A 26,393-nucleotide genomic window follows, 5' to 3' on the forward strand; every position below is an offset into this window, starting at 1 on the left:
AGCCAACAGCCTGGCAGTCAACACCGCAGCAGGCCCAAATCCGTCGAAACCCTCCGGGCCGGGTCGATTTTTGGGGCATGGCGTTGTTAGGGTTCGCTTATTTAGCCCGCTAAACCACGCTTACCCTGCCTAGCCCTGCCCCAAAACTCGGCCTGGCGCGACCGGAAACAAAACGTCCACAGAGCCTAGGCTCTGTGGACGTCAACAGAGCCTAAGCAGCAGATAGACCGCTCGCCAGCAAAATCATTCCTCGGCAGTCCATTCGATTTTTGCGCCGAGCTTCACTAGATTCTCGACAAACTGCGGATGGGCACGGCGGATCGGTGCGGCGTTCTTGATGGTGGATTTGCCGCCGATACTCGCGGCCAGCATCAGCAGCGCAATCGCCACGCGGATGATGTAGGGGCTTTCCACTTCTGCCGCACGCAGTTGCTTGCCACCAAAGGTGATGACGCGGTGCGGGTCGGACTGAAAGACATGGGCGCCAAACTTGCCCAGCTCCGAAGTCCAGCCCAGTGCGCCGTCGTACACCTTGTTCCAGAACAGGGCGCTGCCTTCGGCCCTGGCCCCCAATGCAATGAAGATGGGCAACAGATCGGCCGGGAAATAAGGCCAGGGCGCGGCCTCGACTTTTTGCAGAATGTTTTTGGTAAACGGCTCTTCCACCCGCAGGCCGTTGGGAACGCGGGCTGTCGAGTAACCGTCGGCATGCTCAACCAGCACGCCGAATTTCTTGAAGGTTTTGTCGAGCAGCGGGAAGTGGCTGTACGAGCCGTTTTTCACCTTGATGTTGCCGCCGGTGATGGCACCCAAAGCGAGGAAGGTGACAACCTCATGGAAATCTTCGACGAAGGTGTATTCGATCCCCTTGAGCCGTTCACAGCCATGAACTTCCAGCCTTGTCGTGCCCACGCCGCGAATATCTGCACCCATGGCCTGCAGGAACTCGCAGAACTCCTGCACATGCGGCTCGCAAGCCGCGTTGACGAGCTGAGACTTGCCCTGGGTCAGCACCGCGCACATCACGAAGTTCTCGGTTGTCGTGACCGAGGCATACTCCATCCAGTGCGAGAAACCGGTCATGGGCTTCGATAAGCGTACCAGCAGCGAGCTTTCATCATGGTCGATTGCCGCACCGAAACCTTTGAAGACCTCGACATGCGGGTCGATCTCCCGCACGCCCAAGGTGCAGCCCTGCACATCATTTTCGATCCGTGCCACGCCAAAGCGCGCCAGCAGCGGCGGGATCAGCATGATCGACGAGCGCATTTCCTCGGGTAAGCGGTGGATGCGTTCATCAAAGTGTGTCTTGTCGTGGTGGATGTGCAGGGTTCCGCTATCCAGATCCCCTTCGACCGTGCTGCCCATACGACGGAAGACGTCGATGATCTTGCGTACATCCGTGATATTGGGAACGCGGTGCAGGGTGATGGGCTCAGCGGTCAGCAGCGTGGCGCACAGGATGGGCAAGACTGCATTCTTGTTGGCGGATGGGGTGATGGTGCCTACGAGCGGAATTCCGCCTTCTACGATCAGGTTTGACATTGTGGGGTGATGCCTTTGTTCGGTCGGTGTACTGGCGATAATGGAATAGGGTTTGAGCTTCGCTGGGCTGACTTTCAGCCCAGCCGGAAATTGAGATCAGGCAATAAATAGCCGATCTGGTTCGAATCCGGGCCCGAGGCTGGCGCTAACGGGGTCGTGCCTGGACAGACCTTCGAGGCTGCCAGGCTCGGCCAAAACGGCAATCAAGCCTCCAGCCCCCTTTGCGCCAGCTCGGCTGCCCGCAATACGGCCCGGGCCTTGTTCTGGGTTTCCTGCCATTCGCTGGTGGGTACCGAGTCGGCGACGATGCCGGCACCGGCTTGTACATAAAGCTTGTTGTCCTTGATGACGGCGGTGCGGATGGCAATACAAAGGTCCATATCCCCACTGAAGCCCAGATAACCCGCAGCACCCGCGTAAATGCCGCGCTTGGTGGGCTCCAGCTCGTCGATGATCTGCATGGCACGTACCTTGGGGGCGCCCGATACCGTGCCGGCCGGAAAGGTGGCACGCAGTACATCGATATTGGTCATGCCATCGCGTAATTGCGCTTCCACGCTGGAGACGATGTGCATCACATGCGAGTAGCGCTCAATCACCATATTGTCGGTGACCTTGACTGTCCCGGTGACGGCGACGCGGCCGACGTCGTTGCGGCCCAGATCCATCAACATCACATGCTCGGCAATTTCCTTGGGGTCGGCCAGCAGGTCTTTTTCCAGCGCCAGATCCTGTTCGTGCGTGGCGCCACGTGGGCGCGTGCCGGCAATCGGGCGGACCAGGGCTTTGCCATCTTCCTGCCGTACCAGAATCTCCGGCGAAGCGCCGACCACATGAAAATCGCCAAAGTTGTAATAAATCATATAGGGCGATGGATTGAGCGAACGCAGGGCGCGGTACAGCGACAGCGGCGGGTCGTCGAACTTCATCTGCATCCGCTGCGACAACACCACCTGCATGATGTCGCCATCGGTGATGTATTCCTTCGCTTTCTCGACCGCATTCTTGTAAGCGGTTTCGCCGAATTCCGACTTGGCCACAGTCAGGGGCGAAGGCTGTGGATGTGGCAGATAGGCATCTTGCCGCAGCTTCATCCGTAGCTCATGCAGGCGTGAGTGAGCCCGTGCATAAGCGTGCTGACCGGATGGATCGGCGTAGACCACCAGATAGAGCTTGCCGGACAGGTTGTCCACCACAGCAATCTCTTCGGACAGCATCAGCACAATATCGGGTACGCCGATCGGGTCAGGCTTGTCGCTTTGGGCAAGCTTCTTCTCGATATAGCGGATGGTGTCATAGCCAAAATAGCCCACCAGCCCGCCATTGAAGCGCGGTAGCTCATTCAGATGAGGGGTGCGGAAGCGGTTCTGGTATTCGCCGATGAAATCCAGCGGATCGCCTTCATGGGTCTCGACCAGTTCGCCGTCGGTGCACACCTCGGTAAGGTGGCCGCGTACGGTGATGACAGTGCGGGCCGGCAGGCCAATAAATGAGTAGCGACCAAAGCGCTCACCGCCGACGACGGATTCAAGCAGATAAGAGTAGGGCGCATCGGCCAGCCGAACATAGACAGAAAGCGGCGTGTAAAGATCTGCCAGCAATTCCTGCACAACGGGGATGCGGTTATAGCCTTGACGCGCCAGCGCGTCGAATTCGAGTTCGGTCATGACAATTTCCTTGGAGCGATGATGGGGATTGATGGATACCAAGCGGTGCGATCAACGCCATCGCCAAGTCATGCCAGTGCGCTCGGGAAGAAAGGTCATGGGAGGTCTGCTTATTAGTATGCGTGTTGAAGAGTGTGGCGGCGTGTTGCGCCGTTGTTACCAAATCTGCCGGGTTCAGGCAGTTTTATTGGCATTTTTGCCGAAAATGTCGGCTGCTACAAGTTGTGGCCACCCCAGACCCGCATCTTCCGGCCCTGAGCCGCCACAACGTTGCGTTCTGGTCACGACCGCCCCAATGCCGAGGGGACTGGCACTGGTGGCGGCCAGACAGGGCAGGGCGCGTTAGGCCTTCTTTACAAACTCCGACTTCAGCTGCATCGCGCCAATGCCGTCGATTTTGCAGTCGATATCGTGGTCACCCTCCACCAGACGGATATTCTTGACCTTGGTGCCGACTTTCACCACCAGCGAAGAACCCTTGACCTTCAGGTCTTTGATGACGGTGATCGAATCGCCATCCTGCAGCACATTGCCGTTCGCATCCTTGATGACACGGACACTGCCTGCATCCTCACTGGCAGCCGCTTGCGGCCACTCGTGTGCGCACTCCGGGCAGACAAAGTTACTGCCATCCTCATACGTGAATTCGGACTGACACTGCGGGCACTTGGGTAGTTGACTCATGAATCCTGCTTTCCTGACAAATAGGCGTTGAAGTGACAGCCGCACCAGTGGATAGGACGATACCGGCGCGGCAAACCGTCATTGTACGGGCCCTGCCCTTTCGATATCACACCCAATAAACCGAATGACAGGGCATCGCAGCGCGTGATCTCCTAGCCAGCTAGCCAGCCCGTATCAACGGACCTGAAGGCAATTTCATGGAAGAAATGAATTAGAATAAGGGTTTATTTGTGTCGAGCAATTTAACAATCCTCGACGTGCAACGACTCATCCCCGGTTCAGCCGGGGTTTTTAATGATGGAAGGAATGAGGCTGATGGTGCAAATGAAGGGGCTGCGCGGGGTGATGGGCGCATTGGTGGGGGTGATGGGGTTGTTTTTGGCAGTGCCGGTGTTGGCAGAAGTTGATCAATGGACTAGGGGAGAGGGGCAGGAAGGAATTGATGTCGCTGACTTGGTCGCTGATAAATCCGGAAATGTCTATGCGCTCACCAAGGAGGGTATTTTTAGGAAAAAGAAAGAAAGCCTTGAGTGGGGAAAGTTAAATATCCCGGCCAAACCGAATGGATTCGGTTTCTTCCAGATGAAAGCAATAAATGGTTATTTTTATGTTGCTGGCGACGCTCCGGATTATTTTGTCAGCAATGATGGCGGGGATACTTGGGAGAAATTGAACCACGGAGAAAAATTTGATTTCGTTCCTGATGGGCAAGGAGGGGTCTTTTATCTATTTTCCCATAATTGTAAAGAAAAAGAGCTGTTATGGGTTTTCTCTACAAATAAACAAAGGAAATGCATCTCCTCTGAAAAGAACATGAATGGTTTTATTGAAAGGTCACGTTTTGATTCGAGCTATGTTGATGCTAAATTTAACTTTTGGTTTGCGGTGGGGGGATATTCCAGTGTCGGTCATTCCCTCTTTGTAAAAAGACAGGGTGCGGATGTTTATGAAAGAGTAAGTGGCTTGCCAACAAGTTATTCTGCGCTGAGTATTACTGGCGATGTCGATGGAAATCTGTATGTCATTGGTGAAAATCAAATATGGAAATCGACAGACGGTGGTAAAATATGGAAGCCTGTCGCTTCTCTTGGGTATTATATGCACATTCGCCAGAATGTATGGAAAGATTATGAAGGGAATTTCTTTGTAATTGGTGATCATTATCTAGACTATATTGGAATGGCCGCAATAGCGAAGTTTGATAGCAACTGGGTGTTGGACGCGAACGCTAGAGGGCAGGCGTCATCTAAATGGATGTATTCATTTGCTGTGGATGCTAATAGTAATTTCTATGCAGGTACTGGAGCGGGTATTGCCATGAGTGGCAATAGAGGTAAGAGCTGGCAAATCTTGAATAAAGGTCTACCAAACTATTCTGCTTATGCGCTGAAAGTAACACAATCCGGCATTGTTTATGCCGACACCGACTCGGGAATAATTAAGAGTGAGAATTATGGGCAAAGTTGGGAGGTGACGGATCTTGTGCCTTCTACTCTGGCAAATTCCAATAAAAGACTATATGCATCCAGGTTTGTTAATCAACGTCATCTTAGTGGTGGTGGATGTCCACGAAACTTCGCATATTTCATGTGGGATAATAAAATATTTGAAAAATATGTCTGTGGGTTAATGAAAGGTTATATCGGGAATGAGGCGGGGGATGTACTTAAAAATATTTACAATGGGGGTGTGGCGAATAAGTATGACAAAAAGCCGTCCGTTAAGATTCTTTATCAACTGCAGAATGGTGAGTTGTTAGCGGGTGTTCAAGTTGAAAATGGTGGCCCTGCCTATTTTTCGGTTTATGAAGCGTTTTCCCATGACTCTTCTCATTGGCCAATCAGAAGTAGCTTGGCGGAGGAAATTGATAGCTTGATTGAAGGTGCAAATGGTCATTTGTTTCTGAGGAGTACCAAGGGATTCCACATTAGCCGTGACTTTGGCCGTACCTGGGGAGCTCTGAAGAATCATCCCAGCAATATTGTCAGCTCCCCCCGAGGCAATCTATTCGGCTGGTATGGTGGCTCCAACAAGATCTACACCTCGCGAGACAGCGGCACGACCTGGCTTGAAGTGGCGGAAGCCCCGGCAGGCAAATTAACCGGGCTGGTCGAAGCGATGGATGGCAGCTTGTTTGCCCGTTACGCCAGTAACGAGATTTATCGGTCATCCGATGGGGGGCTGCGCTGGGTCTTGAGTCATGACGGCTTGGCGGGGAGCGGCAATATCAACGATATGGCTGCCGATGCCAAGGGCAATGTGTATGTGGCGACCGATAATGGCGTCTACCAGATCACCTCACGCAATCCGCAAGCGGCGAAGTCTTTCACCGTAAAAACCGAGGTGGAGAATCCTGTCTCGACGCCTAAGGTCACGGCCAATCTGGCGATTAACGCCGCCGATGTCGGCAAGCCGGGGTATCTCTATGTAGGGGCTGTAGTCGGTGGCAATGCCTATCTGAAGGGGCCATCTGGTTGGGCGCCTTTGAACGCCGCCAGTCCACTGGCTTACTCGGCCGTTACCTTGGGGACGCATAGCATCCCGGTACTGGATGGCACGCTGAACATTGCGCCGTATAAAGGTGCCCAGTTGTTTGTCGGTTACGGCCTGAGCGCGGACGATATGATGCTGAACCAGCGGTATCAACCGATCTATACCGTGCAATAAGCTCTACTTCCACAGCCCGCTCATCTAGCCCATATAGGTGAGCGGGTTGGCCTCTCTAGTCAGGCATTGCGCCAGACAGCCTCTCTCCACCGACTCCCCAAACCACCCACTGCCCTCGCAGCGGGGTGTTCCGATACTGCCTGCCTCTCCTCGTCAAAGTGCTCTGAAGCCCTTTTTGATTGAAACAGCTGGCCGAATCACAGCGTGCGCAACTCCCCGGCAGGGGGCAGGGTCATGTGGTTCAAAAGCATTCGGTTTTAATTCCAACTTCTTGTTTTTAATGGTTGGCATCAGGGTGTGGCAAATGCCTAGCCTGCCAATTGTTGGCTATCTGGCTTGAGATTGTTAATGAATCTGGCTGTTGGTTTGCTTATCAATATAACTTTAAGGCATTAAAAAGTTAGTCAATATTATATTTTGATCTAATCTGACTGTCGCTACACTGCCCATTGGCTGAATTGAAGCTGGCAGCCCGGGGGGTGACCTGCTGGTTCAGCGCAGTTCTGTATGTCCCTCATACCGAGTGGGTGGGGTGTTCTCAAATAAAAAACGAGGCGAGATATGCAAAGTAGATCAATAGGGGTATTGACCACGCTGGCCGCGACCTTGGCGGCGCTGCCGGCACAGGCAGCGGCTGAGGCGGCCAGCAGCGAGAAGCTCAAGAAGGATGACCAGATCGTGGTAACCGGCTCGCGGATTGCGCGGGTGGCGAAGGAGGGGCCGATCAGTGTCACCATCATCACCAGTCGCGACTTGGAGCAGCAGGGCTATCGCAATGTTTACGATGCGCTGAACCAGCAGACCCAGAACACTGGTTTCACGCAGGGGGCGGATTTCGGCAATACCTTCACGCCAGCGGCCAATGCGGTCAGCCTGCGCGGTTTGGGGCCGAATCACACTCTGGTACTGATCAACGGCCGGCGGGTGGCGGATTACCCGATTGCCTATGGCGGGTCGATCAATTTCGTCAACCTGGCGAATATTCCGTCGGCCTTGGTCGAGCGGATCGAGATTCTCAACGCCGGGGCTTCGGCCATTTATGGCTCGGACGCGATTGCCGGGGTGGTCAATGTCATTCTCAAGAAACGCGCCGAAGGGGTAGCGGTGGACCTCAAGCTGGGGACAACCGAGCGCGGGGGCGGTGATAGTCGGCGCCTGCAGCTGGTAGGCGGACGGGAGTGGGGTGGGCTCAATGCCGTCTTTGCGGCCGAGATCAGCCGGAATGATCCGGTCTGGGCCAAGGATAGGGACTTCATGCGCTCAACCACGGCCGATGGCGAGGCGCCTACCGTGGTGTGGGGTCGGCGTAATCTGGCAACCGGCAAGTATCTGTCGCCGGGAGAGGTCTGTCAGCGTCTGGGCGGACTGTTTGAGGGTAGCGTGGTCAGTTATACCGGGAAACGCGGAACCTACTGCGGTAGCGGTGAGGCCCAGCCAGCGTTCTGGACCACCCGCACGCACAATCTCAGCCAGAACTATTACGCGGGCCTCAATTACACGCTGGATCAGGGCAGTACCCTGTTTGGCGATGTGCTGGTCGGTCTCAACCATACCCAGAACAATACCCGTGGCCCCAGCTGGACTTCGTTGGCGGTCAGCAAGGGGTATTTTCTCAACCAGAACACCGGCAACTATGAAGTCTGGTCGCGCCGCTTTGCGCCGGAAGAGCTGGGAGGCGCAACCCGGTACAACCGCGAGTGGCACGATACGGCGGCCAATGTGTCGCTGGGGATACGAGGCCCGCTGGCCAGTACGGCGTGGGATTATGAGGTGGCTTACAACCTATCGTCCTATGTGAGCCGTGCGCGTGCGCCACGTATGCTGGCGGGCATTGACCAGTATTTTCTGGGGCCGCAGCTCGGCACCGACAAAGACGGCATTGCCCTCTACAAGCCAGATCCGGCGCGGTTCAGCCAGGTGCTGACGCCCGAGCAGCTGGGTAGCTTGTACGGCCACACCGAGAGTCGCGACTCGGCGTGGTCGCACACCTTGAGTGCCAGCGCCAGTGGCGATTTATGGCAGCTGCCGGCTGGGCCGCTCAAGGCGGCGGTGCTGGCCGAGGTTGGTGGGCAGGGCTTTGCGAATCGTGCCGATCCGCAGATGCGCCAGGGGGTGTTCTACAACGTCAGTAGCACGCCCGATGCCAGTGGCTCGCGTACCCGCTACGCCACGGCGCTGGAGCTGCGGGTGCCCGTATTGCCGTCGCTGCAGACAACATTGGCCGGTCGCTTCGATGACTATCGTTTTGCTGATCGCAGCGACAGTAAGTTCACCTACAACGCCGGCCTGGAATGGCGCCCCCATGAGAGCCTGCTGTTGCGGGGCAATCTGGCAAGCAGCTTTCGGGCGCCGGATATGAATTACATCTACAAAAGCCAGACCAAGGGTTATTACGCCTCAACTACCGACTACTACCGCTGCAAACTCGCGGGCCAGCCATTAGCCGATTGCGAATACGTCAATTATTCGCCAGGCGCTAACTACACCTCGAATGGCAGCCGCGATTTGAAGTCGGAGAACGGCCAGTCGCACGGCATGGGTTTGGTATGGGCGCCGTTGCGAGCGCTGGATCTCTCACTCGATTACTGGCGGGTGCGGATTGATGATCTGGTTACCAATCTGGACGCTGACGGGCTGCTGCGCACCGAGTCGGAGTGCCGGACGGGTGGGCGCGACGCCAAGTCGTCGCAGTGCCTGGATGCGATCAGCCGCATTACCCGCAATCCCTCTGATGCGCCGCTCGACCCGAACGCCATTACCGATATCCGCGTCAATCCGATCAATGCCGCACGCGAGGAAACCAGTGGTATCGACTTCAGTAGCCGGCTGCGCTGGAAATGGGAAGATATCGGCCGCTTTGTCTGGCGCCTGAATTACACGCGAGTGCTGAGCCATGATTACCGCCAGTTTGCCAGTGACCAAGAACGGGATCTTCTGCGTGCCACCGACAATCACGACTGGCCGGACAAGCTGATCAATACACTCGGCTGGACGCGAGGGGACTGGAACAGCAGTCTGACGTTGATCCGTTACGGGCGTATTCCTGATAGTGCCGAATCGGGGCGCATGCTATCGGCGACGGTGCTGGCGAATCTTGATGTCGGATATCAGATCAGCAAGCAGGCCAGTATTTCTTTCACCGTCAACAATCTGCTTGATAAGGTCAAACAGGATCGATCGTCCGGCTGGCCGTATTACCCGGTGGGTGGCCATTCGCCGTATGGCCGCGAGATGTGGTTGCAGTTTGGCTACCAGTTCAACTGATCCGGCAGGCGCTATGTTCGGTTCGCCTTGATCGCGAGCGGAGAGGGGCATTCAGGAAGGTGCTGCATCCGTCGATGCGTGGTGCAGCGCCGATGGTGCCCCCGCCTGCCTGCCGCCAGGCAGATCCGGGTGTCGCCGCAATGGCTTGTTGGGCAATCGGTCAAGGCTGTATGGTGCAGGCCGTGCGCGGTATCAATTCGCAATGCGCTGCCGGGTATGGCGGGCTTATCGGCCATGCCCGCATTGTGCAAACAGCTTCTCGAACTGGATGTGACTTATGGATTTCATCAGGATTGGCCGCCTGTTATCACTGCTGGTGGTGGCGTTTTACCTTTGGAGCTGGCGGGGCGACGGCGGCGGCGGGTTTGAACTGCCTTTACGCGGTATCACCTGGATGGCCCTGGCGCTGGCGGCCATCTGGATTCCCGAGCAACTTGGCCAGCTGAGCGGACTGGCGGGACGTCGCCTCGACAAGCCTTCACCGCCTGTCCTGGTCGCGATACTGGGCTGGATCATGCTGATATTGCCGGCGCTGATGTATGGGCTGCGGTGATAGGTAGCCAAGTTCAAAAGGCATGTCGGAGCCCAAATTCCCTGGGTTCTGTTGACCTTAAACGCAGTTGCCAACATCAACAGAACCTGGATACCCGCCCCAAAACCGTTGGCTAATCCGCCGAGAGCTTGCGAATCAGGGATTCGAGTTGTTCGGAATCGCTCTCATCGAATTTTGCGGTCAGGCGGGCCAGCCATTCCAGGTGCAGGGGCAGTACCTCGTCCAGAATCTGGTTGCCGCTTTCTGTCATCTCGATATGCCAGGAACGCCTGTCGTCCTGCTGGTGATGGCGGCGGATCAGCTGTCGCGCTTCCAGGCCATCCAGAACCGTGGTGATGCCCGAGCGGGTGAGGCCCGCCTTGTCGGCCAGTTCTGAGGGCTTGAGCTGACCGAAATGGCGCAGCAGCAGCAGCGTCACGAATTGGCCCTCAGGTAGCTGGAAGTCCGAGAGATTGGCCGCGCACTGTTGGGTGATGCGGCTGACAGCATTCACCAGATCGACGATCAGTCTGACCCGGCTGGGATTAATGCTGGGAAAGTGGGCGGTTTGGCCCAGAAGTGCCTCGTACTTGCTTAGCATGGTTTTGTTATATTTTGAGTGATTCCTCTAAAGATCATACGCTGAATTATTAGTTTTCGCCTTACTATTCTGTGCTGAACTGATTCCAGATCGCCCCTTCTCTCATCGCGGGTCACCGTTGGCAGTGGTCCGTGCTTGCGTGATAACAAACTGACTGAATGTCACCTAATAAGACTTTTGACTTAACTTCTTCCTATAGCCAAAATAACTATCTAATAAATAAGATTATTTGTTAGAAATCCTCTCTTCGCCTCTTGGTTTCCTTCCAGCTTTGTCAGACAAATTACCTGTAGTGCATCTGAATATTTGAACAAATTACAGAAAGCTGCTTGTCAGGATATTCCTGTCTATGTATGATCTAAATCGAAATGATACGGCGATGTATTATCAGTTTGTACATCAAGTGTCATGGACCATTTCTTGAGCAAAACAAACGACACCAATACGAGGAATGTACTGATGAAAACCGTTGTAGTAGTCGGCGACAAGTTTGAAGAGTTTGCAGCACGCCAGCAGAACGTCATCACCCTGCGCGAGCTGGAGAAGAAAGTCTGGGAGCCGGATGGGCCGGCTTACGAGAAGGTCATTGTCGGGCAGGGCGTGTGCCGTCATCGGCTGTCCACCCTCAAGGACGTGCTTTCCACGTCCCATGCTGATAAAGCCCCGGCACTGCTGAATCTTGACCAGATCAATGATCAGGTCAACCCGCAGCAGCAGCGGGCGGTGCATAAGGTCAAGGCCGAGAATGTGCTGATCTCGATGCCCCGCCAGCGTGACGAGCTGACCTATGTCAGCAAGCTGGCCATTCACGATGCCGCCGAACTCCTGAGCGACCATATGACGGGCCAGCATGTGCAAGGCATGGTGCTGACCGAGGCCGCACGCCAGATGATGCTGTCGGTAGCCGAGCTGTATCTGCTGCTGCCGGAAGAGCGCAATCAACGCTATTTCGTGCTGAACGAAGTCAGCAGCCGCTATCACCAGTTTGCTTTCCCGATTGATACCGAAGTGGTGCTGACAGTGCTGTCGCAGGAGCGCAAAGCCAGTGGCGCCTTGTGTGTGCAGATCTCGGTGCGCTTCATGCAGCAGGACGTCGAGCTGGCAGAGGTGGGTATCCGCTACGCCGCTTACGACAAGCACTTCATTGCCGAGCGGGAACACACCATGGCGGCCAGTCGTCTGGCGGCCTATCTCGACTCCAGCAGCCGCCTGGCCGAGGCAAGCTGATGCAAGCCTTGCCAACCATCATTGGCGCGGGGCCGACCGGCCTGCTGCTGGGTTGTCTACTGCAGCAGCAGGGGGTGGACTGCCAGATCATCGAACGCCTGCCCGAACCATCGTGGCTGACGCGGGCGGTGATGATCCACTCGGCGTCACTCGACATCCTCGACCAGATCGGCGTTGCCATCGAAGTCATCGCCCTGGGTTTGCCCCAGCGTTTCATTCACTTTCAGCTCGAAGACGGCGAGCGTTACAGCCTCGACTTCGACCAGCTCAGCGGCATGGGCTATCCGGGCTTCATCAACCTGCGCCAGCCGGTGCTGGAGGCGGTGCTGGCACGCCGCTTCAGCGAGCTGGGCGGCAAGATCCTGCGTGGCCGCAGCCTGCTGGCGGCGATCCAGAATGCGGCCGGAGTCAGCCTGTCGCTGGATGGGCCGGAAGGTCCGCATACGCTGACGGTACCGTGGCTGGTGGGTTGCGATGGGGCCAACAGCACCGTCCGGCAGATGCTTGGCGGGGCGTTTTCCGGGCGCGATTACCCCTACAGCTATGTCTTGGCAGAAGGCACGCCCCGCGCCGGTACTGGCAGCTTCGATGCCATCGGTGAGGCCTCCTACATGCTGATCAATGCCGGTGCCGCGCTGTCGGTGGTGCCGATGGAGAATGGCGAGATCCGCATTGCAGGGCCGGGTCTGGCTGAAGACCTGACCGACCGGGCGCTCGACGCCTCGGCCGTCGAAGCCATTTTCGGCCGTACGGGGCTTCGCGGCTTGCCACAGATTGCCCAGTACAGCGCAACGCGCCAATACCGGGTGCGCGAGCGGGTTGCCGAGCGCTTTGCTGAAGGCCGGATCTTTCTGTGTGGCGATGCTGCGCACCTGCATTCGCCTTCCGGCGGGCAGGCCATGAATCTGGGGTTTGGGGATGCCTTCGCCCTGGCCTGGCGACTGGCGCGGCATGCGGATGTCCGCCAGATTGCCCCTGCCTATTCGCAGGAGCGGCGCCTGCTGGCGCAGGCCGTCATCGAACGAACCCAGATCGGTCCGCTGCTTGAGGCAATGCGGAACCATACGCTGGATGCCCAGGGCCTTGTGCACCTCACCGATAGCTTCAGCCAGCTCTACCACCACTGGGGGGACTCGGCCACGCCGCTGAGTTCGTTGCAGCTCAGTGCGGGTGCCCGTTTACCCAATCTGTGGCTCGATGGCGGTCGCCGTCTGTGGCAGGGGCTGACATCGGGCTGGCTGGAGGTCGGTGGCCACCAACCCGCCGGGCAGGCTCTGGCTGACCTTTACCGCTGCCGAGCCCGCCTGAAGGTCCGGCCCGACTTCGTGGTGGAACAGGTTGAAAGCCTGGAAGCGGCATGAAGGAGCGCGCTTACCCCCAATTACTTGGCCTGGGCAGCTATCTGCCCGTCGGACAGGTGCTGGCAGATGACGCGCTCCGTCAGGGCGACTGCTCGGTGCAGGATCTGCAGAAGAGCGGGTTCACTGCGGTCGCCGTCGAGTCGGGGTTGTTTCCGGCAGATATGGCACTGCAAGCCGCTGCCAGGGCGATGGCAGCGCAAGACCCCGCCGCCCTGCGCTGGCTGTTCTACAGCCATATCCACTATCAGGGGCATCCGCGTCTGTGGTCGCCTGCAGCCTATGTGCAGTCGCGGCTGCAGGCAGGGCAGGCCCTGTCGCTGAATACCGTACAAGGTTGCAATGCCCTGATGCTGTCGGTGGATCTGGCCTGCCGCCTGCTGGATCACGATCACGAAGGCGGGCAGGTGCTCTGCGTGGCGGCCGATCGCTTCAATACCAGCGGTTTCCGCCGCTGGGCGGCCGACTACGGCATCGTCTACGGCGATGGCGCGGCGGCAGCGCGACTGGGTTATGGCGAGGAGGCGATTGCCGACATTCTGGCCATCGCCAGCCTGGCGGCCCCCGAGCTGGAAGTCATGCACCGCCATGCCGAGCCCGCACCGGAAGGCAGCTTCGACCCCGATGACATCCGCCGCAGCAAGAAGCGCTTTCTGGCTGAAAAGGGGCTGGATAGCCTGATCCACGCCACCCGCAACAGCCTCTGCCGGCTGTGGGAGCAGGTGGCGACTGAAGCAGGGGTCGGGCGTTCGGACATTGCACATCTCTTGCTGCCGCACCTGGGCCGCCAGCTGCTGGAGGAAAACTACCTGCCGGCGCTCAATTTGCCACGGGCGCGCAGCAATATCGAACAGGGCCTGCAGATCGGGCACCTGGGTTGCGCCGATCCGCTGGTTGGTTTGTCCCGGCTGCTGGAAACCGGCTGCGTCAGCGGTGAGTTGGCTCTGCTGGTCGGAGCGGGTTCCGGTTTCAGCTGGACGCTTTGTCTTGTGAGGTTGCGATGACTGCCTATGCATTTTTCGACGTGGATGAAACGCTGATCCACCCCAAGAGCATGTTTGATTTTCTGCGCTTCTGGTACGAACGACGGCAACAGCCCGACGAATACGCGCGCCAGATGTACCTGATCCAGCAACAGGTCTGCAGCGGTGCCGATCGGGCACAGGTCAACCGCTTTTATTACCGCCAGTTTGCCGGCCTGCCATTTGTCGAGCTGATGGTGGCGGGGCTCGACTGGTTCAACGAGCGTCTGGCCAGCGGCAAGCTGTTCAAGCCCGGCATCGTCGAGCGGCTCGGCCAGCTGCGGCAGCAGGGGATTGAGCCTGTTCTGGTATCCGGCTCGATGCTGCCGGTGCTGATGCCGATTGCCCGCAAGCTGGGGGCGCAGGGCGTGCTTTGTGCCGAGCAGGAAAGCCACGCCGGCCTGCTGACCGGCGAGCTGACCGCCTCGGCCATCGGTAGTGCCAAGCGCGAGCGGCTGCAGGCGTTTCTGGCCGAGCGCGGCGCTGATGCCCGCCAATGCCATGCGTTTGGCGACCACATTTCCGATCTGCCGATGCTGGAGGCCGTCGCCTACCCAACAGCGGTTGATCCCTGTCCAGAGCTGGCGACGATTGCGCGCCAACGCGGCTGGCCCATTCTTATTACCCACACGGACACTTAAACCATGACAACGACCACTCCCATCCGGCAGGGCAATTCCCCGCTGTTTCTGCTCTGGCTCATTATTCTTCTGGCACCGGTTGGCCAGATGGCAATCGACATCTACGTGACGGCGCTGCCCTTCATGGCCAAGTCGTTCGGCGTGGGTGCCAAGGAAATCCAGCTCAGTGTTTCGGCTTATATGATTGCGTTTGCGATTGGCCAGCTGATCTACGGGCCCTTGTCCGATGCCATTGGCCGCAAGCCTGCGCTGCTGGGCGGCATCGTGCTGTATCTGGTGGGTAGCGTGCTGGCCATCAGCGCCCAGACGCTCGAAGTCTTTGTCGCGGCGCGCATCCTGCAGGGGCTGGGCATCACTACGGCTTCGGTGGTGATGAAAGCCATTGCTACCGACAATTTCAAAGGCCCACAGCTCGCCAATACCATGACTTATATGGTGATTGCCTGGGGCATGGGTCCGATCGTCGCGCCGGTGATTGGTGCCCGCCTGCAGGTGCTGTTCGGCTGGAAGAGCAATCTGTACTTCCTGGCCGGCTATGGCGTGCTGCTCCTGCTGCTGGTGGCGTTGGGCTATCGCGAGTCGCTGGCGCAACCGGTGCCGCTCAAGCGCGAGGTGCTGGTGCGTAACACGCGGCAGATTCTGTCGGACCTGGAATTCCAGCTCTGCTTTCTCACCATGGGCCTGTGCTATGCCTTGCTGCTGACCTTCAACATCTGTGCGCCGTTCATGGTGCAGGAAGTACTGGGCAAAGACCCGATCTTCTTCGGCAATATCGCGCTGGCGCTGGGCGGGGTCTACTTTGCCGGCGTGTTCTCGAATCGTATCAACGCCGGCCGTATCGCCCCGGCCAAGCTGGTGCGGGCGGCTGCCACCGTCAACCTGATTGCCGGTCCGGCCATGCTGGTTGTGGCGCTGACCCGGCCGCTTGGCCTGCTGGAGCTGGTCATCCCCTCGTTGATCCTGACCTTCTGCGCTGGTGTGATGTACCCCAATCTGATGGGACGCGGTGTCGCCCGCTTTCCACAACTGGCCGGCTTGTCGAGTTCGGTGCTGGGCTGCGCGCTGATGATCTGCGCCGGTCTGATCACCGTCTTTGCCAGCTGGTTGCCCCTGCATAGCCTTGCGCCGCTCGCGGCGCTGTACGCGGCGATTGGGGTGCTCTGCTTCTTCATGATCCGCCGTTTGTACCCACAGCCGGCAGTAATCGCAGCGGCTGCACCGGCCGCTGCCAAGTAAAAGAAACCAAACAGGAAAACGCCCTATGACCTCTTCTACCCCCCACTCCAAACGCACCCTCGCCGGTCGCGCCGTCAACCCGATCGGGCTTGGTTGCATGGGTATGTCCGAATTCTATGGCCCGACTGACGAAGCCGAATCGCTGGCCGTGCTCGAAGCGGCGATCGAACTCGGCGTTGAACACTTCGATACGGCCGATATGTATGGCTTCGGCCATAACGAAAGCCTGCTCGGCCGCTTTCTGGCGGCGCCTGGCCGGCGCGACAAGGTGTTTCTGGCCACCAAATGCGGCATCGTGCGCGACCCGGTAAACAACAGCCTGCGCGGGGTCGATAATTCGCCTGCCTACATTGTTGAAGCGTGTGAGCGTAGCCTGCAACGCCTGGGCACCCATATCGACCTGTTCTACCTGCATCGCATTGCCGACGGCGGTAGCCAGATCGAACACAGCATGGAGGGCATGGCCCAGCTGCTGAACGATGGCAAGATCGGTGCGGTTGGCCTGTCGGAAGCCAATGCCGATATGACCCGTCGCGCCGATGCGGCCTTGCGCAGCATGACGGATGGCCGTCATGGCATTGCGGCCATCCAGTCTGAATACTCGCTGCTCACCCGCACCGTCGAAGGCAATGGGGTACTCGACACCTGCCGTGAAATCGGCGCGGCCCTGGTGGCCTACAGTCCGATCAGCCGTGGCCTGCTCAGTGATGATTTTCAGGGCATGCAGCAGTTGGCCGCAGATGACTTCCGCCGTTATCTGCCGCGCTTTGCTGAGGGGGCGCTGGCGCACAACCAGCAGATTGTTGCCGACGTGCGGGCAATTGCTGAAAAGCATCGCGCCAGCTCGGCGCAGGTGGCGTTGGCCTGGTTGCTGCATCGGTCGCCCATCGTGCATCCGATTCCCGGCACCAAGCGGATCAGCTACCTGCAGCAGAACGCCGGGGCGGTCCAGCTGCAACTCGACACCGCCGATCTGACCACGCTCGACCAGTTGCTGGTCGCCCGCAGCGTTCAGGGCGAACGCTACGCGCCGGAAGCGCTGGCGGCGTTTACCATGGATGCCTAGGCTCTGTTGACGTTTTATTTCCGGATCGCGTTTCGTCGGATTTGGGCCTGATGCAAGGCGAAAAGCGCGCCGCTTAGTGATAAGCCGCGCGATTTCCCGTCTGGGCGCACAGGCTGTAAGGCTTGCATCGCAAGCCAACAGCCTGGCAGTTAACGCGGCAGCAGGCCCAAATCCGGCGAAACCCTCCGTCCCCGCAGGGGGGATGCCGTGGCTGTAAGCCGCTTTGCGGCAACAGCCACGCAAGGCCGGGTCGATTTTTGGGGCATGGCGTCGTTAGGGTTCGTTTATTGAGCTCGCTAAACCACGCTTACCCTGCCTCGCCCTGCCCCAAGACTCGACCCTGCGCGACCGGAAACCTTTCGTCAGCAGAACCTGGTACCGGGGCTTTGAGGGGCGCCGATTGTCTGATCGAGCAATATTCATTGCCAGACAGATACGGCACCATATGGCTTTCTGGATAACGGCTGCCTGGGTGCAGCCGTTGTAATTGGGACATCCGGCGCCGTGGCGGTTTGGCTGCCTTGCCTGACAAAAACCGGGTGCTAAATTGAAAAGAGATCTGCCGGTATCCGGCCTGAAGATCGGGCGGCACCGGATGGGCTTTACGGTCAGGCCTGCACGGAAAGCTGGAGACACCTGGAGTCATTGAGCATGCTGGTCCGATCCACCCCCATTCTGCTGGCAGCCTGGCTGCTGGCCTTTGCTTCGTCGGCGGGCGCTGCGGAGCCGATCCGCAAGATCGTCTGCCATAACGATGTGCTGGCGCCTTACTTCATGCGCAATGGTCCGACATTCAATGGCATCAATGTCGATATGCTGGTCGAGGCCGCAAAGCGCCTGTCGATTCCTCTTGAAATCAAGGAAATGCCCTGGAAACGGGTGGAATTTGAACTGCAGAAAAGCCCGGCCGGCGAAGTGGAATGCGCGTTCGCCTTCAGCCGTACACCTGCGCGCGAGCAGTATATGGAATACACCAATGTGGTCATGCAGCGTACGGAGTACGTGTTGTTCGTGCGCAAGGGTGCCGGCATCAAGGGGTTGAAAGATCTGGAAGGCAAGACCATCGGTGTGCGCCGTGGCTTTCGGCAGCCTGATGCGATTGCAGAAGGCGCCGCCAATGGCCGCTTCCAGACCGAAGAAGCCGGCAGCGATACCAGCAATTTCCAGAAACTGTCGCTGGGCCGCATCGATGCGGTGATGATCAACTTTGATGTCGGCATGTACATGCTGAAGGAAATGGGGCTCGCCGGCAGCATCCAGCCGATTGGCCCCTCCTTGTTCCATCTCGACAACTTTCTGGTGTTTGGCAAGGGCAAGGGCCTGAGCCATCTGATCCCGCTGTTTGACCGCGAATTCGAGCGCATGCAGCAAGATGGCAGCTATGCCCGCATTCGTGCCCGCTACATTGACGACAAGGCGCTGGTGCTTCAGTAAGGCGAAAGCATTAAAAATAGCTATGAATTGACCGTATTTGATAGAAAATTTGCGCCAGATCATTGCCGGATGCAAATTTTCTGGATAATAATCGCGGCCAATCATGCGAGCGAAACCTTTCATTTCCACTTTCAGTGCCTGGATCGCGCTATTTGCGATACTGTGCCACGCCCTGATGCCATCCTTGGCGCAGGCGCGGCTCTTGCCGGCGCTGCAACTGCCCGTGGAAATGTGCTCGGTGGCAAGCAAGCCGGGCCAGATCGTTTTGCTTGAGGAAGGCAAGAGTACTCCGCTCAAAAAATTTGAGTCTGTTCATTGCCTGTTCTGTCTGGCCAGCAGCCCCGCCGCTGGCTTGCCCCCGCCGATGCAGGCGCAGATTCTAGAATTAGCCCTGACTTCTCCAGACTTGCCGGCGGTATGTACGCCGCGAGTCAAATCCTGCAAGCAGACTGCCGCCCCGCCGCGTGGCCCCCCGTCTCTGGCCTGATCGTGTTCACGACAGCGAGGGTTTGCTGACGCTCGGGCCAGATGTTCTGCTGATTTGTGCGTTTTCCCCTCCTGCCGTGCCTTGCGCGCGCTCGTTCATCTTCTTTGCGCTGAATCTGCCCGAAAGTCCGGCCAAATGTCCGGTCTTGCCGGGCTCGCCATGCCACGGCGGCGCGAAGGGGCTGACACTGCCGCGCTTTCCACGACAACCGGAGAGACGCCATGCCCCTTCCTCCTCTTGTTCCCCCTGCGGCCGAGTTGTCGGCGGCAGATATCGCCCGTTACAGCCGGCACCTCCTGCTGCCTGAAGTCGGCCTGACCGGACAGCAACGCCTCAAACACGCCAGGGTGCTGGTGATAGGTGCCGGTGGCCTGGGTTCACCCGTCTTGCTTTATCTGGCGGCAGCCGGCGTTGGCACGCTCGGCATCATCGACGGCGATGTCGTCGAGGCATCCAACCTGCAGCGGCAGGTGATTCACACCGTGGCCGGCATCGGCCAGCCCAAAACCGAGAGCGCGCGGGCCGCGCTGTTGGCGCTCAATCCTGAGTTGAAAGTGATTTTGCATGCAGGCCGGCTTGAGGCAGGCAATGCCCTGGCCTTGATGGCGCCTTACGATCTGGTGATTGACGGCTGCGACAACTTTGCCACCCGCTATCTGGTCAACGATGCTTGCGTGCTTGCCGGCAAGCCTTATGTCTGGGGTTCCATCTTCCGGTTTGAAGGCCAGGCCTCGGTGTTCTGGGAACAGGCGCCGGGCGATGCCGGTATTCATTACCGCGACCTCTACCCCGAACCGCCGCCGCCCGAGCTCGCACCTTCCTGCGCCGAAGGCGGGGTGCTGGGCGTGTTGTGTGCCGCCATCGGCGCCATCATGGCGACCGAGGCGATCAAGCTGATTACCGGCATCGGCGAGAGTCTGCTGGGCAGGCTGCTGGTCTACGACGCGCTGGAGATGCGCCAGCGCTGCCTGCCAATCCGCCGCGACCCGAAGCGGCAGCCGATTACCGGCCTGATTGACTACCCGGCCTTCTGCGGTCTGGGTGTTGTGTCTAGCCCCGCCAGCGCCAGCATCAGCCCGGCGCAATTGCAACAGTGGCGGCAGGGCGGCGTGCCTTTCTGCCTGATCGACCTGCGCGAGCCGGCCGAGCGGGCGATTGTGCAGATCGCCGGCGCCGAGGCCATCCCCAAAGACCAGCTGCTGAATCACCCAACCTTGCTCGATGCCAGCGGCGCGGTGCCGATCGTGCTGCATTGCAAGTCCGGCCAGCGGTCGCTGGCGGTACTGCAGGCATTGCAGGGGCAAGGGTATCGCGGTCTGCACCACCTGGATGGCGGCATTCTGGCCTGGATTCGCGACGTCGAACCGAGCTTGCCGAGCTACTGATTTCCCCGCTTATCTGAGCTGACACCCATGTTGACCCTGACCAAGCCTCTGCTGGAAGCCGTGCTCGCCCATGCCTGGCGAGATCATCCCCTTGAAGCCTGCGGCGTGCTGGCCGGCCCTGCCGGCAGTGGCCAGCCGCAACGCTGTATTCCACTGCGTAATGTGGCGGGCGCCACCGACTTCTTCCGCATCGACCCGCAGCAGCAGCTGCAACTCTGGCGCGAGCTGGATGCGGCAGGCGAAGCGCCGCTGGTGATCTACCACTCGCACACCGGTTCGCGGGCGGAACCCAGCCGCGATGACATCGCTGCGGCGGGCGAGCCCGATGCGCACTACCTGATTGTCTCGACCGACCCGCGCCATGCCAATGAAGTCCGCAGCTTTCGCATGGTGGATGGCGTGGTGGTGGAAGAACGCGTCAAGACGCTGGCGTCGGCACCCGATGCGTCGCCCATTGAACACTCGAAGGAGACCTCATGAGTATTTCTGTTGAAATCCCGACCTTGCTGCGCCCGCTGACCGGCGGCCTGAAACGACTGGATGCGGACGGCGCCACCGTTTACGAAGTGCTGCAGCAGCTGGAGCAACGCTACCCCGGCTTGCAGGACCGTCTGCTCAAGGATGGGGCGGTGCGGCGCTTCATGAATCTCTACGTCAACGACGAGGACATCCGCTTTGCACAGGAACTGGCGACACCGGTGTCGGCGGGCGATTGCCTCACCATCCTGCCGGCAGTGGCGGGCGGTGCGGCTGGCGAGGGGGCGAGATGACGGCGCGTCTGCTCGAAGGCTGCGTGCTGTGCGCGCCAGCCACGGCAGCACCGGGTCTGGCTGAGGCGCATCAATCATTGCGCTATCAGGCCTGGGCGCTGGGCATAGGCTGGCAGGAAGCGGCAACAGACCCGGACTACGTGCTGCGACTGCCGCAAGGGGGGCAGGTGCAATGTGAACTGACCCTCTGGCCGGACCACAAGGCGCCGGGGAGTGAATTCACCCTGCAGGCCGCAACGGGCCTGATGTCGATTCATGGCCGCGCCCGCCACCCGGCGCAGGCGCTGGGTCTGCCCTATCTATCGTGCCTGACTGCCGCGCTGGCGCTGCAAGGCCTGCTGGCGGCGGCGCTGGACCAGCTGCGCGGCGGTCAGCCGGGCAGGGTGTCGCTGTCGATGGCGGCGGCGGCCATGCTGGCGGTGGGCCAGTATCTGGCGGGCGCCACCGCGCCTGAAGCCCCGGAACAGCTGTTGCCGGGGGCGTGCCCGACGGCTTTGCAACCGCCTTTTTGCTCGGCCGATGGCATCTGGTTTGAACTGGAGACGCTGGAGGCTGGCCCGTGGCGGGCTTTCTGGCAGGCTCTCGGCGTGACGGCTGCCGATGCCGGCAAAGGCTGGAACGGCTTTCTGCAACGCTATGCCAAGGCGATTGCCCCACTGCCGGCAGCCTTGCCGGCAGCGCTGGCCCAGCGCACCTTTGATGAGATCGTGACGCTGGCTGCCGAAAGTGGCCTGGCCGTGTGCCGCTTGCGCAGCCTGGAAGACCGCGCCCGCGATGCGGATGCCCGCGCCCTGTGGCAGCAGGGGCCGTGGCATTTCACGTTTGCTGCGCCGACGCAGGCGCCAGTCGCACGGTCTGGCGGGCTGGAGGTCGGCCGGATATCGCGCTTGCCATTGGCGGGCCTGCAGCTGGTTGAGTCGTGCCGGCGCATTCAGGGGCCTCTGGCGGGACACCTGCTGGCCTGCCTGGGGGCGGAAGTGACGCGGATCGAGCCACCGGGCGGCGACCCCTTGCGGGCGATGCCGCCATTGAGCGGCGAAGTTTCAGCCCGCTTCGATGCCCTCAACCGACTCAAGCGGGTGACCGAAATCGACATCCGGACCGCTGAAGGTCGGCAGCAGGTCTACCAGCTGACGCGCTTGGCCGACGTTTTTCTGCACAACTGGGCGCCGGGCAAAGCGGAAGCCCTGCGGCTCGATGCGGCCACGTTGCGCGCCGATCACCCCGCGCTGATCTACGCCTACGCCGGCGGCTGGGGGCCCCAGCATGGCCCCGATCTGCCGGGGACCGATTTCATGGCCCAAGCCTGGTCGGGCGTCGCAGAGGCGATTGGCCGGGCTGCTGGCGTGGCAGGCGGGTCGCTATTCACAGTGCTGGATGTGCTGGGCGGGGTGGTCGCTGCGCAAGGCGTCGTGGCGGCGCTGTTGCAGCGCCAGCTGGCAGGTGCGGGCGGGCAGGTCGAGACCTCGCTGCTGGGTGCGGCCAGCCTGCTGTGTGCCGATTCCCTGTCGAGACTGCTGACCGGCATGCCGGCCGTGACCCCTGCGGCGAACGCGCTGCAGGCCGTATTTTCGACCCGGCAGGGTCGCCTGGCCATCGACTGCCCGGACCGGCCTCATCTGCTGCGGGCCTTGCAGCTGCCGGCCGATACCACGCCCACACAGCTGGCCGATCATCTGCTGGGCCAGTCTGCCGAGGTCTGGCAGGCCCAGCTACAGGCTGCAGGTATTGCCGCCAGCCGGGTGGTTGAAGACCTGTGCGATCTGCCGCACGACCCCCGTCTGCATGCCTGCCTGACCCTTGCGGCTTATGTCGAGGCCAATTCTCCGTGGAGGTTTCAATGAATCATGCCGGCATGATTGATCTGGTCCCGGTAGCGCTGCGCCGGGAATGGGCTGCGCTCGGCTATTACCCGGATCAGACCGTATTCCAGCGCTTTGCCCTGCAGGCGCGACAGCAGCCCGAACAGCCAGCGGTGCTGACGCCAACGGGTGTCATCCGCTACGGCGAGTTGTTGCAACGGGCGCTGCAACTGGCCGCCGGCTTGCGTGCCAACGGTATTGTGGCGGGCGATGTGGTGGCCTACCAGCTGCCCAATCATTGGCATAGCTGTGCCATTGATCTGGCCGCAGCGGCGCTGGGCGCGGTGGTGGCACCGTTTCCGCCTGGACGGGGCCGGCTCGATATCGCGTCACTGCTGCGGCGTTGCGATGCGCGTGCCGTGGTCGTGGCGCCGCATGGCGGTGAGGATGATCTGTGCGAGCTGGTCGAATCTTTGCGGCCGGGCCTGCTGTCGCTGCGCCTGCTGCTGGTCGATGGTCCCTCCCGCGCCGGTTGGCAGACCCTGGCCCAGTTGTTCGAGTCGCCACCGCTGGCTGACGATGCGCTGCCGGTGGTCGATCCGGATGGCCCGGTACGTTTGCTGGTCTCATCCGGCACCGAGGCCGAGCCCAAGTTGGTGGCGTATTCGCACAATGCCCTGCTGGGCGGGCGGGGGCGCTTTCTGCAGCGCCTGCAGGCTGACGGCAACGAATTCCGCGCCTTGTATCTGGTGCCGCTTGGCTCCTCGTTTGGTTCGACGGCGACTTTTGGCGTGCTGAGCTGGCTGGGCGGCTCACTCGCCTTGCTGCCGGCCTTCGATACCCCGGCAGCGATCCGGGCGATTGAACAACTGCGGCCCAGTCACATTCTGGGAGTGCCGACCATGCTGCAGCGGATGGCGGCCGACCCGCTGCTGGCGCGGGTGGATAAATCCAGCCTGGTGGCGCTGGTCAGCGGTGGCTCGGTGATCGACCCGACCAGCATCCAGCGTTGCCGCGAGGCATTCGGTTGCCACTTCATCAGCCTGTATGGCTCGGCCGATGGCGTGAACTGCCACAACACCCTAGCCGATGCGCCCGATGTGGTGTTGCGCAGCGTTGGCCGGCCCAATCCGGGCATCTGCGACATCCGCATTGTCGATGACGCCGGACAGGTGCTGCCGCCCGGCGTGACCGGCGAGATCGTGGCGCGTGGCCCCTTAAGCCCGATGCAGTACGTGAACGCCCCCGAGCTGGATGCGCAGTACCGCGATGCCGAGGGCTGGGTCTACACCGGTGATCTGGGTTATCTCGATGCCGAGGGTTACCTCGTTATCAACGGTCGCAAGAAGGACGTGATCATTCGCGGCGGCAGCAATATCAGCACGGTGCAGATCGAATCCCTGGCTACGTCGTACCGCGATGTGGTCGGTGCGGCCTGTGTGCCGGTGCCGGATGCCGATCTGGGGCAGCGCGTCTGCCTGACGCTGGCCATGCGTGAAGGCAGCCCGCGCCCGGCGCTGGCCGATGTCTGCGCCTATCTGCGTGAATCTGGTCTGGAGTTGAACAAACTGCCCGAGTATCTGCGTTTTGTTCGCCAGTTTCCGCTCACCCCTGCCGGCAAGATCGACAAAGCCAGGCTCACCCGCGAGGTGGCCTTTGCCGGCAACGGGCGGCCGCAGACCGCGAGGGCTGCCTGATGTCTGCCACCGCAAACCTCCATGATCTGCGCCAGTTTGTGCTGAGCCGCCTGCTGCCTGCTGAAAGCCTGCTGGCACGGGGCGGAGAGGGCGCACGCCAGTGCTTGGCACAGCTGACCGAGGCCGCAAAGGCCACCGGTCTGTGGGGCGCCTATCATCCGACCGGATCGGCACACGGCCCAGCGCTGGCGACCTATCTGCCGCATGCCGAATGGGAGGGTTACTCCGAGTTCGGCCCCGCCCTGTTTGGCGCTGATGTCGCGCTGGATGCCCACATGCTGCAGCGGCATGCCAGCCCCGTCGTGCGCGATCGCTATCTGTCGGCACTGCTGCGGGGCGATCTGGTGGCGAGTTACGGCATGTCCGAGCCCGATGCCATTGGCTCGATCCCCGCCACGCTGCAGGCTTGCGCCCGCTATGCCGATGGCCAGTGGACGATTTCCGGCCGCAAGTGGTTTATCTGCCGGGCCGCCCAGGCCGGGCTGGTAACCGTGGTGGCGCGGACCGAGGCGGCAGGCGTCGCCACCGGGGCGTTGTCGATGATCGTGGTGCCTACCGATGTGCCTGGCTTCCGGCTGGAGCGCCCCCTCGACATTCTGGGTGGACAGCTGGGCCAGGCTGAAATGACCTTCGACAAGGTGGTGGTGCCGGCCGATTTCGTGCTGGGCCTGCCAGGGCAGGGTAGGGCGCTGATGCAGGAGCGGCTGGCGCTGGGGCGCATGCTGCGCTCGGCGCACTGGCTGGGGCTGACCCAGCGCTGCTACGACCTGTTGTGCGCCCGTATCACGTCGCCACGGGGCGAGCTGGCCCGGCTGGCCGACAAGCAGCTGATCCGCCGCCATGTGTATGAAGTCCACGCCGCCCAGGTGGCCGCCAGGGCCCTTTGGCAGCAGGCCGCGCAGGGGCTGGATGCTGGCCAGCCGGACGAGGTGGCAATCAATCTGGCCAAGCTCACCGCCTCGAAGGCCCTCTGTCTGGCGGCCGATACCGCAATCCAGATCTACGGTGCCGAAGGACTTTCCGACGCGCTGACCCCGCTGGCCGGCATCTACCGCCACGCGCGCGCCAGCCGGATTCTCGACGGCACCGATGAAGCGCTGATCAATGCCTGTGGCCGGCGTCTGCTTGCCCGCCAGCAGGCCCGGCAAGCCCCGCAACACGAGCCCGCCTCAACCATTTTCTAGGGGCTCTGTTGACGTTTTGTTTCCGGTCGCGCCGGGCCGAGTTTTGGGGCAGGGCGAGGCAGGGTGAGTGAGGTTTAGCGAGCTAAATAAACGAACCCTAACGACGCCATGCCCCAAAAATCGA

The 26,393-nt window shown here is 60.2% G+C and carries 21 protein-coding genes; 17 read left to right on the plus strand and 4 right to left on the minus strand.

The annotated features are described in order from the left end of the window. Window positions 1–243: 243 nt before the first annotated feature. The 3 genes from PZA18_RS21740 to PZA18_RS21750 all read right to left on the minus strand — a co-directional run bounded on the left by PZA18_RS21740 (window position 244) and on the right by PZA18_RS21750 (window position 3,896). Entirely contained in the window at window positions 244–1,545 is a 1,302-nt protein-coding gene (locus tag PZA18_RS21740; protein ID WP_284102992.1) for a UDP-N-acetylglucosamine 1-carboxyvinyltransferase, read from the minus strand. A 203-nt stretch (window positions 1,546–1,748) separates the two neighbouring features. Continuing rightward, window positions 1,749–3,212 (minus strand): anthranilate synthase component I, encoded by a 1,464-nt coding sequence (gene trpE / locus PZA18_RS21745; protein ID WP_284102993.1) that lies wholly within the window; start codon window positions 3,210–3,212, stop codon window positions 1,749–1,751. 342 nt (window positions 3,213–3,554) lie between these two features. Further along, on the minus strand, window positions 3,555–3,896 hold the full coding sequence (locus PZA18_RS21750) for a zinc ribbon domain-containing protein YjdM (RefSeq protein WP_284102994.1): 342 nt from the start codon (window positions 3,894–3,896) through the stop codon (window positions 3,555–3,557). A 315-nt stretch (window positions 3,897–4,211) separates the two neighbouring features. On the opposite strand from PZA18_RS21750, the gene PZA18_RS21755 reads away from it, so the two are divergent. From PZA18_RS21755 to PZA18_RS21765, 3 genes are all read left to right on the plus strand, one after another. Next, a complete protein-coding gene (locus PZA18_RS21755) occupies window positions 4,212–6,563 on the plus strand; it encodes a hypothetical protein (protein ID WP_284102995.1) in 2,352 nt (783 codons plus the stop codon). Window positions 6,564–7,124: 561 nt separating this feature from the next. Then, complete coding sequence (locus PZA18_RS21760) at window positions 7,125–9,827, plus strand: TonB-dependent receptor plug domain-containing protein (protein WP_284102996.1); 2,703 nt, start codon at window positions 7,125–7,127, stop codon at window positions 9,825–9,827. Between the two features lie 277 nt (window positions 9,828–10,104). After that, a complete protein-coding gene (locus PZA18_RS21765) occupies window positions 10,105–10,380 on the plus strand; it encodes a hypothetical protein (RefSeq protein ID WP_284102997.1) in 276 nt (91 codons plus the stop codon). A 112-nt stretch (window positions 10,381–10,492) separates the two neighbouring features. Here PZA18_RS21765 and PZA18_RS21770 read toward each other — a convergent pair whose 3' ends face one another. Further along, window positions 10,493–10,960, minus strand: a complete 468-nt coding sequence (locus PZA18_RS21770) for a MarR family winged helix-turn-helix transcriptional regulator (protein WP_284102998.1) — start codon at window positions 10,958–10,960, stop codon at window positions 10,493–10,495. A gap of 459 nt (window positions 10,961–11,419) precedes the next feature. Between PZA18_RS21770 and PZA18_RS21775 the strand changes: the two genes are divergently transcribed. From PZA18_RS21775 to PZA18_RS21840, 14 genes are all read left to right on the plus strand, one after another. Further along, the gene (locus tag PZA18_RS21775) at window positions 11,420–12,187 is read left to right on the plus strand and encodes an AfsA-related hotdog domain-containing protein (protein WP_284102999.1); all 768 of its coding nucleotides are present in this window, start codon (window positions 11,420–11,422) and stop codon (window positions 12,185–12,187) included. Then, window positions 12,187–13,548 carry an FAD-dependent monooxygenase gene (locus PZA18_RS21780; RefSeq protein ID WP_284103000.1) on the plus strand — a complete coding sequence of 454 codons (1,362 nt, stop codon included), beginning with the start codon at window positions 12,187–12,189 and terminating at the stop codon, window positions 13,546–13,548. The genes PZA18_RS21775 and PZA18_RS21780 overlap by 1 nt, the downstream gene beginning before the upstream one ends. Further along, on the plus strand, window positions 13,545–14,549 hold the full coding sequence (locus PZA18_RS21785) for a 3-oxoacyl-[acyl-carrier-protein] synthase III C-terminal domain-containing protein (protein ID WP_284103001.1): 1,005 nt from the start codon (window positions 13,545–13,547) through the stop codon (window positions 14,547–14,549). The genes PZA18_RS21780 and PZA18_RS21785 overlap by 4 nt, the downstream gene beginning before the upstream one ends. Continuing rightward, entirely contained in the window at window positions 14,546–15,208 is a 663-nt protein-coding gene (locus tag PZA18_RS21790) for an HAD family hydrolase (protein ID WP_284103003.1), read from the plus strand. Before PZA18_RS21785 ends, PZA18_RS21790 begins: the two co-directional genes overlap by 4 nt. Window positions 15,209–15,211: 3 nt before the next feature. Beyond that, window positions 15,212–16,444, plus strand: a complete 1,233-nt coding sequence (locus PZA18_RS21795) for a multidrug effflux MFS transporter (protein WP_284103004.1) — start codon at window positions 15,212–15,214, stop codon at window positions 16,442–16,444. A 25-nt stretch (window positions 16,445–16,469) separates the two neighbouring features. Then, window positions 16,470–17,510, plus strand: coding sequence for an aldo/keto reductase (locus PZA18_RS21800; protein ID WP_284103005.1), 1,041 nt, complete (start codon window positions 16,470–16,472; stop codon window positions 17,508–17,510). Between the two features lie 651 nt (window positions 17,511–18,161). Further along, a complete protein-coding gene (locus PZA18_RS21805; protein WP_284103006.1) occupies window positions 18,162–18,944 on the plus strand; it encodes a substrate-binding periplasmic protein in 783 nt (260 codons plus the stop codon). A 103-nt stretch (window positions 18,945–19,047) separates the two neighbouring features. Further along, complete coding sequence (locus tag PZA18_RS21810) at window positions 19,048–19,431, plus strand: DUF2946 family protein (RefSeq protein ID WP_284103007.1); 384 nt, start codon at window positions 19,048–19,050, stop codon at window positions 19,429–19,431. A gap of 221 nt (window positions 19,432–19,652) precedes the next feature. After that, entirely contained in the window at window positions 19,653–20,816 is a 1,164-nt protein-coding gene (moeB, locus tag PZA18_RS21815) for a molybdopterin-synthase adenylyltransferase MoeB (RefSeq protein WP_284103008.1), read from the plus strand. A 27-nt stretch (window positions 20,817–20,843) separates the two neighbouring features. After that, the gene (locus PZA18_RS21820; protein ID WP_284103009.1) at window positions 20,844–21,296 is read left to right on the plus strand and encodes a M67 family metallopeptidase; all 453 of its coding nucleotides are present in this window, start codon (window positions 20,844–20,846) and stop codon (window positions 21,294–21,296) included. Beyond that, window positions 21,293–21,586: a MoaD/ThiS family protein gene (locus PZA18_RS21825; protein ID WP_284103010.1), complete on the plus strand. Its 294-nt coding sequence runs from the start codon at window positions 21,293–21,295 to the stop codon at window positions 21,584–21,586. Before PZA18_RS21820 ends, PZA18_RS21825 begins: the two co-directional genes overlap by 4 nt. Then, entirely contained in the window at window positions 21,583–23,430 is a 1,848-nt protein-coding gene (locus PZA18_RS21830; RefSeq protein ID WP_284103011.1) for a CoA transferase, read from the plus strand. The genes PZA18_RS21825 and PZA18_RS21830 overlap by 4 nt, the downstream gene beginning before the upstream one ends. Further along, window positions 23,427–25,085 carry a class I adenylate-forming enzyme family protein gene (locus PZA18_RS21835; RefSeq protein ID WP_284103012.1) on the plus strand — a complete coding sequence of 553 codons (1,659 nt, stop codon included), beginning with the start codon at window positions 23,427–23,429 and terminating at the stop codon, window positions 25,083–25,085. Before PZA18_RS21830 ends, PZA18_RS21835 begins: the two co-directional genes overlap by 4 nt. After that, a complete protein-coding gene (locus PZA18_RS21840; protein ID WP_284103013.1) occupies window positions 25,085–26,269 on the plus strand; it encodes an acyl-CoA dehydrogenase family protein in 1,185 nt (394 codons plus the stop codon). Before PZA18_RS21835 ends, PZA18_RS21840 begins: the two co-directional genes overlap by 1 nt. Window positions 26,270–26,393 lie beyond the last annotated feature (124 nt).

Origin of the sequence: Parachitinimonas caeni, from assembly GCF_030129945.1 — a bacterium.
Taxonomy (GTDB): Bacteria; Pseudomonadota; Gammaproteobacteria; order Burkholderiales; family Chitinimonadaceae; genus Parachitinimonas; species Parachitinimonas caeni.